The sequence below is a fragment of the Bradyrhizobium sp. Unk1 genome (assembly GCF_059512345.1).
The window spans coordinates 89,249-101,701 of record NZ_JCAMOP010000034.1; the positions used below are offsets into that span (position 1 = coordinate 89,249).

Below are 12,453 nucleotides of genomic sequence, written 5' to 3' on the forward strand. Positions count from 1 at the left end.
ATCGCATCCCGTTACAGCCCAGTTATCCTGACCCGGCAAGTGGCCGCGACTGCGGGGTGCTCCCGCTTTTATGCCTTCCCTGATCCATCCCCGTTGGCTAGACAGGCAGGGTCACTTCTGCCCCCGGGGCGCCGTCCAACCGATAACGATCGATAAAGAGACGACATGAGCGACGTGATCAAAACCGATGTGCTGATTATTGGCGCCGGCCCCTGTGGTCTGTTCGCCGCCTTCGAGCTTGGCCTTCTCGACATGAAGGCGCATTTCATCGACATCCTCGACAAGGTCGGCGGCCAGTGCGCCGAGCTCTATCCGGAAAAGCCGATCTACGACATTCCCGGCATTCCGCACGTTTCGGGGCAGGGCCTCACCGACGCGCTGATGGAGCAGATCAAGCCGTTCCATCCGACCTTCCATCTCGGCGAGATGGTGGAGACGGTCGAGAAGATCGGCGATCCCTTGTTTCGCTGCACCACCGACGCGGGCAAGGTGTTCGAATGCAAGGTGGTGGTGATCGCGGCCGGCGGCGGCTCGTTCCAGCCCAAGCGCCCGCCGGTGCCGGGCATCGAGGCCTATGAAGGCACCTCGGTGCACTACGCCGTGCGCAAGATGGAGACGTTCCGCGACAAGAGCGTTCTGATCGTCGGCGGCGGCGATTCCGCGCTCGACTGGACGCTCAATCTGCATCCGCTCGCCAAGCGCATCACGCTGCTGCACCGGCGCGACGATTTTCGCGCCGCGCCCCATAGCGTCGAGCAGATGCGCACGCTGGTGGCCGACGGAAAGATGGATCTGCGGCTCGGGCAGGTCACCGCGCTGTCCGGCACCGAGGGCAAGCTGACCGGCGCCACCGTCAAGGGCAACGACAACAGCGTGAGCGAAATTTCCTGCGATACCATGCTGCCGTTCTTCGGGCTGACCATGAAGCTCGGTCCGGTCGCGAACTGGGGTATCGCGCTCGAGAACAATCTGGTGCCGGTCGAGACGTCCGCGTTCGAGACCAACGTATCAGGCATCTTCGCCATCGGCGACATCAACACCTATCCCGGCAAGATCAAGCTGATCCTGTGCGGCTTCCACGAGGGCGCGCTGATGTCGCAAAAAGCCCATCGCTACGTCTATCCGGAGAAGCGGCTCGTGTTCCAGTACACGACCTCGTCCTCCAGTCTGCAAAAGAAGCTCGGTGTCAACTGACGGCACCGGGTTCGGCAGGCAATGCCCCATGTTTCTGGTGCTGGAACCGTTCGCGAAATCGCCGTAGTCTGCGGCCATTGCAGTGGCGGCTTAGCAAGGTGATCATAATGCGGACTCTCTTTTCCAGCTTACGGCTGCTCTCGCTCCTCGCGCTGACGCTTGGCGCGGTTGGGCCGGTAGCCGCGCAGGCGCAGCAGGCGACCGCCGCGGGTCTTTGGCAGAAGACCGAGGAGGGCAAGACGGTGGGATGGTTCCTCTTCGTCGACCACAACGGCATCTTCGAAGGCGTGATCGCGAAAACCTTTCCGCGCCCCGGCGACGATCCGAACGAGGTCTGTGCGAAATGCACGGATGATCGCAAGAACGCGCCGGTGCTCGGGCTCTCCTTCATCCGCGACATGAAGCGCGACGGCTTGAAGTATGACGGCGGCAACGTGGTCAATCCGCGCGACGGCAACATCTGGAAGGCCAAGATGTCGGTGAGCCCGGACGGGCAAACGCTGACCATGCGCGGCTTCCTCGGCATTTCCCTGTTCGGCAAGGACGAGACCTGGACGCGTCTTCCCGACGCCTACATCGCCCAGGTCGATCCTGCCATCGTCGCCAAATATCTTCCGGCACAGGCGACCGCCGCGACGACGAAGCCTGCGCCCGCGCCCGCGGCGAAGAAGGGCGGCGCGATGATGGCGCCGGCGCCGAAGCAGTAGGTTCGCCGTCGGCCGTTGTTGCCGTCACGGCTGTTGCCTCACGCGCCACTGTCATTCCCCGCGAAGGCGGGGAATCCAGTACGCCGCGGCTTCTTCGTATTCTCGCGCTGCCTCTGGAATACTGGATCGCCCGATCAAGTCGGGCGATGACAGCTGAGTGTCGGTGCGATCGTAATGACAGTGAGAGACCGTCAATAGGTCCGTGCCTTCTTGCAAGGCGTGTAGAACGTGCCGTTGCCGGCGACGACCCGCTCGAGGCATTGCCGGGGATCAGTGATCTCGCCGTCGACCTGGAAATAATAGGCCTGCGATCCCAGGCTCAGGACGTAATGTCCCGGCGCAAGCTCGAGCCCTGAATCGCCGGTGTGAAGCTCGTACATCTCGGGCCTCCCCGGGCCCGGAACGGATAGGAGAAGTTTCGGATCACCCCGATATCTTCTCCACCGCCTAGATTTTTTTCTCCGCCGCCTAGATTTTTGCCTGCAGCATCGGTCGAAAACTCCCTGGCGATCTTCGCGACGACCCGAACCTCGACGCGCTCCGGGATCACGCTCGCGGCGTCCCACCGAAACACGATGAATTTGACGCGGCCGTTCGGCAGATGCGGGCGATCGGGCTTCTTGAACTCCGGTGAAATCGCGATGCGTATGTCCGGCGCCATCACGCCGGTCGCATTCAACTCCGCCAGCGATTTGTCGTCGTCAATGCGTAGATGCCGTAGTCGGTTGGCAATAGGCGCGTAGGCGGAGGCGGAGCGGGGGCGACCATCTCCGGTTTGGCGACCGTGATCGTCGTCTCCGGCTTGGCAGATACCTGCGCGATCTCCTGGGCCTGGGACGAAATCTGCCGGCGCAGCGCGGCGATGTTGTCTCGCTGCGAGACGATCAGGATGACCGCGCCAACGGCAAGCAGGATGGCCGCCGCACGCTTGATCACCGGTAGGAGCGGGCCCGAGATCGCAGGCAGCTTGCCGCGGGATATCTCTATCCTCGATCGCAAAACGGTCGCGTCGCCAGACATCAGAAGACCGCCTGTCTCAGTCGCCTTTGACGGCGTGAGCTGTTGGGACGGCAAGCGCTCCAGCGGCGCCTCGTCGCGCGAGAATTTTTCGACCTCCTCGATCGCGACCTCGAGCGCCCGCTTCATCTGGTCGATATTTCGGGCGTCGGCGTAGGTGAACTGCTCCTGGAGCTTGTAGCGGGCGAGGTCGTAGACCATCTGCCGCCTGGCTTCGGCGTCGTCCTTCACCGTCTCGAGCATGCGCGAAATCACGAGCGCAAACTGCACTTCGCTTGCGGGCAAGTCGGTCGAATCCTGCTGGCCAGGAAGCAACTCTCTCGAACTCATAGCGCTGACGGTCCAATGCCAGTCATGGTGGGGGACCTGAGTAGTTCAAGGCACTTCAAGTACATTCAAAATAGCAAAGTTGATTCAAAGGCTTAGATCGACTAGAACGTTCCCATTAGTTCACGCGTGACCCGCCGAAACCGGCCCCAACCGGAGCCAAAAGGGGGGGTAAAAGGTGGGGTAGCGAATGGCCCGTAGACAGTTGCACAAGCTCTCCGTGAAAGAGGTTAAGCGCCTTCCAGTCGCGAGTGGAGCCGTTGGAAGTCGTTCAGAATCGCATCGCTCAGCGGATTGGCTCTGAGGGCTGGCTTATTCTCGGTGATATGAACGACCACCAGCGGTCTCACCTCTCAAAGCTGGAGCGTCAGGGGCGGTTAGACGATAAGACGCTTGGCGAGGCGGTGCTTGCTGCCCGCTGCGTTGCTCGCAGGTGAGGTCGAGGTGCGCGGTAGGGGGTGGTCAAAAGTTTAGGAGCTCCTAGGCGGGACCGGTCTTCCTGGTTCACACGCAAAAAGTTCAGAAATAAAAACAAAAAGCCCACTTGGCTTGGCAGGAGGTGGGGGTGTTGAGATCCTGCAAGCCCGCCCGCGCACGTACCGGCCTCACTCTCATTCAGGGATTTTTTTCCCGCCCGCGCGTATTTTCGGGGCGCCGTTCGATGACTGCACGAGCACGGGCAGCCGAGTTCGCCATCCGTCTAACCCTCGCTGGCAGCTAGGGTTACACGGATTGAAATTTGCGGAGGGCACCCGCGGCCGGGCAGCGGTACGATGAATGTAAGCATTCGGCGCAAACGAAAATCCAAGATCAACTCTCGTAGCAACCCATCGAATCCAGGCGGCAAATCTGATCCGAAATCGGCTATTGGCCGAGTTCTTCCATAACATCTCATTTGCGATCTCCGTTCTTGATAGCGCAGCACATACTCCTTCACCGCGCGGCTTGACCTCGCCGGATCACGATCCCTGCGCCAATCCTGACCCGCAATCGAGCGCTGCCTGTTGGCGTGGGCCGCAATCAGGCTCGCATCAACGGCAAAGCCTTCCAGACCGGCTGCAATGCACACCTCACGACACGTTCAAACACGCGACGAAAAACATCCCCCGCGCGAAAACGCTCATTGCGGGCACGCGAGAACGCCGAATGATCCGGCACAGCATCCTCGATACCGAGTTTGCAGAACCAGCGATAGGCGAGGTTCACCTGCACTTCACGACAGATCAGCCGCTCCGAGCGGACGGGCGACCCGTGGACGAATAATGAGGAGCAAGTTCGCTGCGAAGCCAAGACAGATCGAGAGCAGTGTCGATCTTCCGCACCAGATGATCTTCGGGGACCGCGTCGCTGAGATGAAGCTCGTAGAACAGTTGACCTTGGTCACTCTTCAGACGGCCCATCATGGATCGACCTCGTCGCGATTCGCGTCAACACAACGGAATCACGCCTGCTCGCTTGTCTCAACCGACTTTTGCAACAAAATCGGCGCAAAGCGAACATCCCGGCCAAGTCCGATGGGTCACAAAAGCGACTGGTTAGGTGTCAAAAGGTCTCGGTAATCTTGCTCAGACGAGGAGGGCGATCCGGGTCAAATCAGCGGGCGCGAGCCGTCTGCTCGATCATCCGATAGGCCGGGACGAGCATTGTGATCGGGTCGGTGGCGGGGTCATCTACGGCCAGCCAGGGCAGCGAGCCATGTGGTCCGCCGCACAAATGCACCGTGATCTCTTGCTCGCGTAACTCTTCTGCCAGCGCATCAACCGTGCCCGCCGTTTCGTCCATGAGGCGCATCATGAGAACCGGCGTGTGCGATGACAATGCGGCGCGCGGCCCATGCTGCAACTCGGCGGCGCTCAGGCCAATGGAAGGCAGGCGTAGGATCTCCGAAGTTTGAGCGCGATCTCCCGCGCCGAGCCCAAGCCCAGGCCCCGAGCTGCCACGAACACGGCTGACGCCTTGGCGAGATTATCGGCAATATCGGACCAGTCGAGCGCCAGCGCCTGGTGCAGGCGCTCAGACAGCCTGTCGAGGGCCGACCGCAGCGCATGATCGTCCGCCAGCTCGGCAACAAGTCCGGCACTCGCGGCCATCGAGCCGATCACTGTCTTGGTCGCCGCTACGGAGTGCTCTTCTTCGGCTTCGATCGGAACGACGAACTCCGCTTCGTCAGCCACAGGCGACGACGTCGCATTGACGATGGCAACAGTGCGGGCGCCCGCGGCGCGGGCTGACCGGGTTGCCGCGACGAGATCTGGGCTGCGCCCGGATTGCGAGATCACGATGAACAACGCATGGCGTAGCATCAAGGGCATGCGAAACGCGGTGATCACCGACGGAGCGTTGGCAGAAACGGGCAGGCGAAGCCGCGTCTCGACGAGGTATCTTAAGAAAACTCCAGCATGGCCGGAGCTTCCCCGGCCGCACACGATACACAGGGGGCTGAGCCAATCCCAATTCGCTGTGCGATGTCGCGCGTGGCGGGGCGACTGCGAACAATCTTGGCGACGACATCCGCGCTCTCCACGATTTCACTCGCCATCGCGGATGTCGTCACGGCTCGACCGCTCCGCCTCGATTGAGTGTGGCCGTTCCATTCGGGTGCCGGTCGCGATGCGATCCACGATTCCGGGCGAGCTCGGCAAACACGCGCCGAAGGTTGCCGTCACAGTTTTTCAAAACCGTCTCAGCATCGATCCTGTCGACGCCCAACGCCAGAAGGGCCGCCGTCTTGATATCTCCCTCGGCCTGCTCGAGCGAGCGTGCCGCGTGCGAGGGATCACAGTGCGCGATTTGCGCCACCATGGCCTCTGCACGCCGTTTCAGCTTGGCATTGGTCGGCGGCATGTTCACCATCATGCCGCGATACACCCGGCCGAGGCGCAGCATGATCCCTGAGGAGATCAGGTTGAGCACGACCTTCTGCGCGGTACCCGCCTTCATCCGCGTCGATCCGGCGATCAGCTCGCGGCCGGTCTCGATCAGGATCGGAAACTTTGCCGATGCCAGGAGTGCGGTGCCGGGATTGTTTGCGACACCGATCGTCACGGCACCGAAAGAGCCTGCCTGCTGCAGTGCCGCGACCGTGAATGGCGTTGTCCCGCTGGCGGCAACGGCGATCACCACGTCGTGCGGCGTGAGCCGCGCCGCATCAATCTGCGCGACCGCATCGTCGATATCGTCCTCCGCGCCCTCGACGCTGGTGACGAACGCGCTGTCTCCGCCGGCGACAATAAAGTGGACGCGCTCTTTGGGCCAGGCGAAGGTCGGCGTCAGCTCGGCGCCGTCCTGGACCGCCACGCGGCCCGAGGTGCCGGCGCCGACATACACAACGCGTCCGCGATCGCCCAGCGCCGCCTTGGCGGCTTCGGTCGCCGCAGTGATCGCAGGAAGGGCATGGCCGATCGCTGCGACGGCCGCAAGCTGGCCCTCCCACATGGCTTCCATCGCTGAGGTCAGCGACCATGCATCAAGGTCGGCAAAGCGAGGATCGACGTCTTCGGTAGCCATATAGTTGATCCATGCGCCCTCATCCGCGGGACTTCGAAGCCTGTTCATGATCGGTTTCTCTCTCGGGCAAATCAAGCTTGGGCAAATCCGGCTTCGGCAGATCTGGCTTGGGCAGATCAAGCCGCCTTCGCGCCACCAACAGCGCGCCGGCCACCGCGTCGGCGTCAGGAGGCCTCAGGCGCGCGCGTAGATCCGGCGTCAGCCAGGGCGTAATGGCATCAGCGAGCCCGCCCACCAGCGCGAGCCGATCGATTCCTCTCGCCAGAAACAGATCGAGCAGATCGCCAATGGCATCGGCCGCGCGTTCGACAATGCGACGGCCGACTGGATCGCCCTGATTGGCGTGCCGCATCACGATCGGCGCGAACGCCGCGTAGTCTGTGGCCTTGGCTTCTTCAGACCAGGCCACTGCCTGATAAGGATTGTGATCGAACGCGCCCATCACCGCCGAAAGCAACGGGGTCAGCTCGCCGCGGCGATCCGCGGCCCGCAGCGCCAGTCGAACGACCTGCAGGCCGATGTCGGCGCCGCTGCCTTCGTCCGACACGGGAAAGCCATAACCGGCGAGACGGATTTCGCGGCCGTCGATCAGGCCGACGCCAACTGAGCCCGTGCCGGCGACCACGATCGCCCCGTCCGCGCCGCTGTGGGCGCCGAGACAGGCGGCCATGCCGTCGCTGATGAAGATCGCGGATGCAAAAGGAAGGGCGATGTTCCTAAGCGCCGCTTCCGCGCCCCGGCGACCAAGCCCGGCGAGACCAATTCCGGCATGCATCCGCGAAAAATCCTCGCGCGCCAAACCCGCCTGCGCGGCCGCGGCTTCTGTCGCCTCCACGATGGAATGCCAGGCCTTTTCGACGCCAATGCGGGTAGTCGCAGGTCCCGAGCTTGCTGCGCCGAGCAGCCTGCCGTTTTCGTCTTCAATCCGGGCGCGGCAGCGAGTTCCGCCACCATCAATGCCAAGATACGTGGTACCTTTTGTTCCCATCGGATGTTAACGCCAGGGCCTCGGTCCGGGTCCCCCAATGCCTAGATGGGGACCATTTGAAATTACGACGCTCGTCTCACGGGTCTGTGACTGCCACTCTCGGATGAAACCTGATGGGCGCCTGCTCCTCTTCGGATGTTCTCACGATCGCTGCGCCGCAAATCTTTGACGGTACCACCATGGGTGGGCCGGGGTTGGTCAGGATTTCGCATGGCCGAATTGAAGGCGTCGCCTTCGGAGAGTCAGAGCCGCACGCGTCGATCCAGCTTCCCCCAGATGCGATCCTTGCACCCGGATTCATCGACATTCAGGTGAACGGAGGCGGGGGCGTTCTTCTCAACGACGAGCCGACCGAGGCTGGCGTTCGACGCATCGTCGCTGCGCACCGCGAGGCGGGGACCACGGGCTGCCTGCCAACCCTCATTACCGATCGCAGCGACGTCATCGAGCGATTGGCTGCAGCAGCTCAGGCGTGCCTCAAAATTCCGGGCGTGCACGGCTTTCATCTGGAAGGTCCGGCCCTCAACAAGTCTCGCAAGGGCATCCATCCGGAAGCCGAGATACGCGTGCCCGATCGGCGCGATCTCGCCGCCATCAAGAGTTTTGGGGACTGCGGCCGGTCCGTTGTGACCCTGGCCCCGGAATGCGTGCCCGCGTTCATGATCGATGAATTGATCAGCGCCGGATTGCGTATCGCGGCCGGCCACAGCGATGCCACGGCATCCGAAATCGGGCAGGCGGTCGATCGCGGTGTCTCGGGGGTGACCCATCTGTTCAATGCCATGTCGCAGTTGAACGCCCGGGAGCCGGGCTTGGTGGGCGCCGCGCTGGGGGATGACCGGCTGTTTGCAGGGATCATCTGCGACGGTATCCACGTTGACCCCACCGGTTTGCGTATTGCCTTCCGCTGCAAGGGACGCGACCGATTGATGCTGGTCACTGACGCCATGCCGTTGGTGGGCACGAACGACCGGCAATTCATGTTGCAGGGACGGCAGATCACGTTGCACGAAAATCGCCTGACTGGCCCCGGTGGCGCACTCGCGGGCGCTCACCTCACCATGATCGAGGCGGTGCGTAACGCTGTTGCGCTGGCCGGAATCTCGCTTGTTGATGCCCTCACCATGGCCTCTCGGACGCCCGCGACATTTCTGGGCCTTGAGCCCGAGCTTGGGCGGATTGCGCCCGGATACCGCGCGGACCTTGTCGCCTTCCTCCCGAATTTGGAAATCGTCGACACATGGATAGGAGGAGCAGGGTCGATGGGCGAGGCGAGCGAGGCCTGTCAGCGAGGTTAGATGCACAACCGTCCCATCATCGTGCAAAAATATGGCGGGGTCTGTCTTCAAACACCGGCGAAAATTCGCGCGGTTGCGCGCAGTCTCGCCGACCTGCATGGCAGTGGTCATCACGTCGTGGCGATCGTCTCCGCCATGGGCACGACGACCGACCAGCTGATCCAGATGGCTTATGAGGTAAGCCCGACTCCCAATCGCCGTGAACTCGACATGCTGTTAACGACCGGCGAGCGCATCAGCATGTCCCTGATGAGCATGGCGCTTTCCGATCTTGGCGTGCCCGCGATCAGCTTCACCGGCAGTCAGGCCGGCGTGATGACCGACGACTCCCATTCCTCGGCACGCATTCTGGATGTACGGCCCACTCGGGTGCTCGAGGAACTTGATCGTGGGCGCGTTGTGGTGCTGGCTGGATTTCAGGGTGTGAGCCCGGCGACAAGGGAAATCACCACGCTTGGCCGGGGCGGCAGCGACACCACGGCCGTCGCGATGGCTGCGGCGCTTAAAGCCGAGCGCTGTGAAATCATCAAGGAGGTCGACGGCATTTGTTCGGCCGATCCGCGCATCGTGCCGGATGCAAAGCCCCTGCGGCGAGTGGACTTCGCATCGTTGTCTGAAATGTGCTTCTGGGGTGCAAAGATCCTGCATGTTCGCAGCGTAGAGCTGGCGCAAAGTCAGGATGTGCCTCTGGTTCTCAAGCAGTGGGGTGGCATTCAACACAGTACCCAAGTGATGAAAGAGGTCGCTGGCATGGAAAACGGAAAGGTTCTGGCCGTCAACTCGATGGCCCGCATTGAGCATGTGGAAATCGATTCCAAAGATCTCAATCACGGTTTCGAGAAATTCGCGCAACATCTCAAGCAAAACAGCCTATCCTGGCCGCAGCTCCTTGCTTCGAGCTTCGCGTCGGGAAAAACTAACATGACGATGGCATGCGACTCGGAGTGGCTCGATGCTCTGCTGCGCACGCTAAAACGAAGCAAGGACCTGCGCCAGCACTGCGACGCGTCAAGCTCGGTGAGTCTCACCTGCTTCGGCGGTGTCACGTTCGAATTGCCATTCAGGGCATTGCAGGTTCTCGAACGACACGGGATTGTCCCTGATAAGTACGTGCTGTCGCCACATTCGGTCAGTCTGTTTGTTCCTGTGGAAAGTCGGGAGGCCGCTGTTAAAGCGTTGCATGCGCTTGTCCAGCAAACATAGCTTCAAGCGGGCGGTCAGTGCAGCGGCAGCATGTGGCGCAAAGCGGACCCAGTTGGGTTGGTCGTCAGTCAGTGCGCCGTCCCGCTCAAGTCGGCCACAAGCCCACTTCTTCCATAACATCTGATTTGCGAACGCGGCAGCCGTCTCCGCATGTCGGCTACCAGAGGATACGCCGACCCGCGAGACCCGCGCTGCGCGCCCCCGGGTGTGACCCTCAAGGGACGTGACGATTTTATGTGGGATCGGCCTCCCGTCCGACCGCAGCCGAACGTTCGGCCGTGTTGCGACCAAATTTGTGCCGCAGCGCGGCAAGATCAATAAATTCGTCAGCCTGACGCCTGAGCTCGTCGGCAATCATTGCCGGGTGGGTTGTAATCGTTGACACCACGGAAACACGAACGCCCAGACGCTGAACAGCTTCCACTAGCGGCCGGAGGTCGCCGTCGCCAGAGAACAACACCATCTCGTCAAATTGTTTTGCGAGCGCCATTGCATCCACCGCGAGCTCGACATTCCTATCGCCCTTGATTTTGCGGCGACCATTTGCGTAGGCGAACTCTTTGGCTGGCTTGGTGACTACCGTGTAGCCGTTGTAGTTGAGCCACCCGACTAGTGGACCGATCGAACGGTTCGCCTCCTCGGAAATGGTGGTGTAGTAGAACGCGCGCAAAGTTGATCCGAGATACTGGAATTCCCGGAGAAGGCGCGCGAAGTCGATGTCGAAGCCGAGCGCTTTGGACACTGCATGAAGATGGGCGCCATCAATAAAGAGGCCGATCTTGGACGATGGCTGGAATGCCATTTACTTCCTCTTCAAATTTCTTAAGCTGATCAACTCGGATGCGTCGATGGCAAATTTTGGAGACATGCCGTGTCGCAAGTTGTCATTTCGAGCCAATTGTTTGATGTTTGGTGCCTACGTCGCGAAGCTGCGACAGGACGGTAATTGGTATGGGCCTTCCCGCGAGGTCACCGCTACATGCAGTCCCAAGTGCGGCCGGCGCTGCCGCGCGAATGGCATGTGCAAAGCTGCACGCCATCGGAGTGCCGGTGGCGCCCTTGCTGGACAGGGCAGGTCTGACAGTCGACGAAGTTGAAGACCCGACCCGTCGGCTTGAAGTTGTGGCCCAGGTGAAGTTTTTGAAGATTGCAGCCGATGCGCTGCAAGACGATCTTCTTGGATTTCGACTATCTCAGGCTTATGAGATGCGCGAAATCGGGCTGCTCTACTATATTCTGTCGTCCTCCGACAGCTTCGTGGATGCTATGAGCAATAGCGAGCGCTACACGAGTATCGTCAATGACAGCATTAAGATAAACTTTGAGGCCAACCGCGCAGCCATTACAATCGACTGCGTCGGCGTGCAGCGCCTATCTGACCGGCATCAATTTGAATTTTGGCTATTTTCGATAGTGCGTTTGTGCCGACAAATCACCGGGACGCGACTTGCGCCGAAACGGTTTAGCTTCAGGCATTCGCGCGAGGCAACGCCACCGGAATGTCGCACGTTTCTGGGGTGTGATGTGACATACGGAGCGGATGTTGACGAAATTGTTCTTCCTGCGCAGGTGAAGACGCTTCCGATTATCGGCGCCGACCGCTACTTGCACGAGATGCTGGTGCAGTACGCAGATGAAGCCCTAGCGACTTGGGCGCCGGAACGAACCAGCCTTCGCTCAAGAGTAGAGCATGCGATTGGTCCCCTGCTGCCGCACGGGAAAGCCAAGGCCGCAATCGTTGCAAAGGAGCTGGGCGTAAGCCGTCGCACCCTTGCACGGTTATTGGCAGCGGAAGGACTCACCTATTCCGGGATATTGGATCAAAGCAAGGCCGATCTTGCGAAGTCTTATTTGACACATGGCGATCTCTCAATATCCCAAATTGCTTGGCTGCTGGGTTATCAGGAAGTGAGTACATTTACGCACGCGTTTAAGCGGTGGTATGGAATTGCTCCTACCGAACTACGTTCCGCCGCAGGCTCGGCAACAGCTGATTAAATGGTTCTAGCGGCTCCTGTGCTCGATTCCGTTGGTTTATTGATCGGTGGATGATTTCTGCTTGTGGGCCTCTTGCGGATTTTCCGATAGGCGGCGCTGATGTCTGTTTTTGAGGTTATTGCGGACGTCGCACGCTTGTAAGCGCTGTTTCGGCCCCACCTTCCATTGAAGGCGTTGAGCGAGGAATGATCGATCTCTGATTGGAGATCGGCTT

At 60.9% G+C, this 12,453-nt stretch carries 13 protein-coding genes and 1 pseudogene; 5 read left to right on the forward strand and 9 right to left on the reverse strand.

Annotated elements, in window-relative coordinates:
• Nucleotides 1–165: 165 nt before the first annotated feature.
• Together AC5ZFO_RS34340 and AC5ZFO_RS34345 are read left to right on the forward strand one after the other, a co-directional pair.
• Entirely contained in the window at nt 166–1,194 is a 1,029-nt protein-coding gene (locus AC5ZFO_RS34340) for an NAD(P)/FAD-dependent oxidoreductase (protein WP_282523690.1), read from the forward strand.
• A gap of 107 nt (nt 1,195–1,301) precedes the next feature.
• Nucleotides 1,302–1,901: a DUF2147 domain-containing protein gene (locus AC5ZFO_RS34345; RefSeq protein WP_496123179.1), complete on the forward strand. Its 600-nt coding sequence runs from the start codon at nt 1,302–1,304 to the stop codon at nt 1,899–1,901.
• Nucleotides 1,902–2,092: 191 nt separating this feature from the next.
• Here the strand turns inward: AC5ZFO_RS34345 and AC5ZFO_RS34350 are convergent, their stop codons facing one another.
• From AC5ZFO_RS34350 to AC5ZFO_RS34380, 7 genes and pseudogenes are all read right to left on the reverse strand, one after another.
• Nucleotides 2,093–2,281 carry a hypothetical protein gene (locus tag AC5ZFO_RS34350; protein ID WP_496123180.1) on the reverse strand — a complete coding sequence of 63 codons (189 nt, stop codon included), beginning with the start codon at nt 2,279–2,281 and terminating at the stop codon, nt 2,093–2,095.
• A gap of 295 nt (nt 2,282–2,576) precedes the next feature.
• Nucleotides 2,577–3,203, reverse strand: a complete 627-nt coding sequence (locus AC5ZFO_RS34355; protein ID WP_496123181.1) for a hypothetical protein — start codon at nt 3,201–3,203, stop codon at nt 2,577–2,579.
• A 964-nt stretch (nt 3,204–4,167) separates the two neighbouring features.
• A pseudogene (locus AC5ZFO_RS34360) lies at nt 4,168–4,648 on the reverse strand (transposase); the annotation flags it as partial.
• Nucleotides 4,649–4,838: 190 nt separating this feature from the next.
• Complete coding sequence (locus AC5ZFO_RS34365) at nt 4,839–5,027, reverse strand: hypothetical protein (protein ID WP_496123182.1); 189 nt, start codon at nt 5,025–5,027, stop codon at nt 4,839–4,841.
• Nucleotides 5,028–5,098: 71 nt separating this feature from the next.
• Nucleotides 5,099–5,671 carry an SIS domain-containing protein gene (locus AC5ZFO_RS34370; RefSeq protein WP_496123183.1) on the reverse strand — a complete coding sequence of 191 codons (573 nt, stop codon included), beginning with the start codon at nt 5,669–5,671 and terminating at the stop codon, nt 5,099–5,101.
• Between the two features lie 124 nt (nt 5,672–5,795).
• Nucleotides 5,796–6,752 (reverse strand): N-acetylmuramic acid 6-phosphate etherase, encoded by a 957-nt coding sequence (locus tag AC5ZFO_RS34375; RefSeq protein WP_496123184.1) that lies wholly within the window; start codon nt 6,750–6,752, stop codon nt 5,796–5,798.
• Nucleotides 6,753–6,771: 19 nt separating this feature from the next.
• Nucleotides 6,772–7,740 carry a glucosamine kinase nucleotide-binding domain-containing protein gene (locus tag AC5ZFO_RS34380; protein WP_496123185.1) on the reverse strand — a complete coding sequence of 323 codons (969 nt, stop codon included), beginning with the start codon at nt 7,738–7,740 and terminating at the stop codon, nt 6,772–6,774.
• 113 nt (nt 7,741–7,853) lie between these two features.
• Between AC5ZFO_RS34380 and nagA the strand changes: the two genes are divergently transcribed.
• Together nagA and AC5ZFO_RS34390 are read left to right on the forward strand one after the other, a co-directional pair.
• Nucleotides 7,854–9,038, forward strand: a complete 1,185-nt coding sequence (nagA, locus tag AC5ZFO_RS34385) for an N-acetylglucosamine-6-phosphate deacetylase (protein WP_496123187.1) — start codon at nt 7,854–7,856, stop codon at nt 9,036–9,038.
• A complete protein-coding gene (locus tag AC5ZFO_RS34390) occupies nt 9,039–10,241 on the forward strand; it encodes an aspartate kinase (RefSeq protein ID WP_496123188.1) in 1,203 nt (400 codons plus the stop codon). It begins immediately after the preceding gene.
• 232 nt (nt 10,242–10,473) lie between these two features.
• Here the strand turns inward: AC5ZFO_RS34390 and AC5ZFO_RS34395 are convergent, their stop codons facing one another.
• Nucleotides 10,474–11,043 (reverse strand): LabA-like NYN domain-containing protein, encoded by a 570-nt coding sequence (locus tag AC5ZFO_RS34395; protein WP_496123189.1) that lies wholly within the window; start codon nt 11,041–11,043, stop codon nt 10,474–10,476.
• A gap of 248 nt (nt 11,044–11,291) precedes the next feature.
• On the opposite strand from AC5ZFO_RS34395, the gene AC5ZFO_RS34400 reads away from it, so the two are divergent.
• On the forward strand, nt 11,292–12,239 hold the full coding sequence (locus AC5ZFO_RS34400; RefSeq protein WP_496123190.1) for an AraC family transcriptional regulator: 948 nt from the start codon (nt 11,292–11,294) through the stop codon (nt 12,237–12,239).
• Here the strand turns inward: AC5ZFO_RS34400 and AC5ZFO_RS34405 are convergent.
• Nucleotides 12,236–12,453, reverse strand: a 218-nt coding sequence (locus AC5ZFO_RS34405) for a hypothetical protein (protein WP_496123191.1), incomplete at its 5' end; no start/stop codon positions are given. The two genes, AC5ZFO_RS34400 and AC5ZFO_RS34405, sit on opposite strands and share 4 nt — an antisense overlap.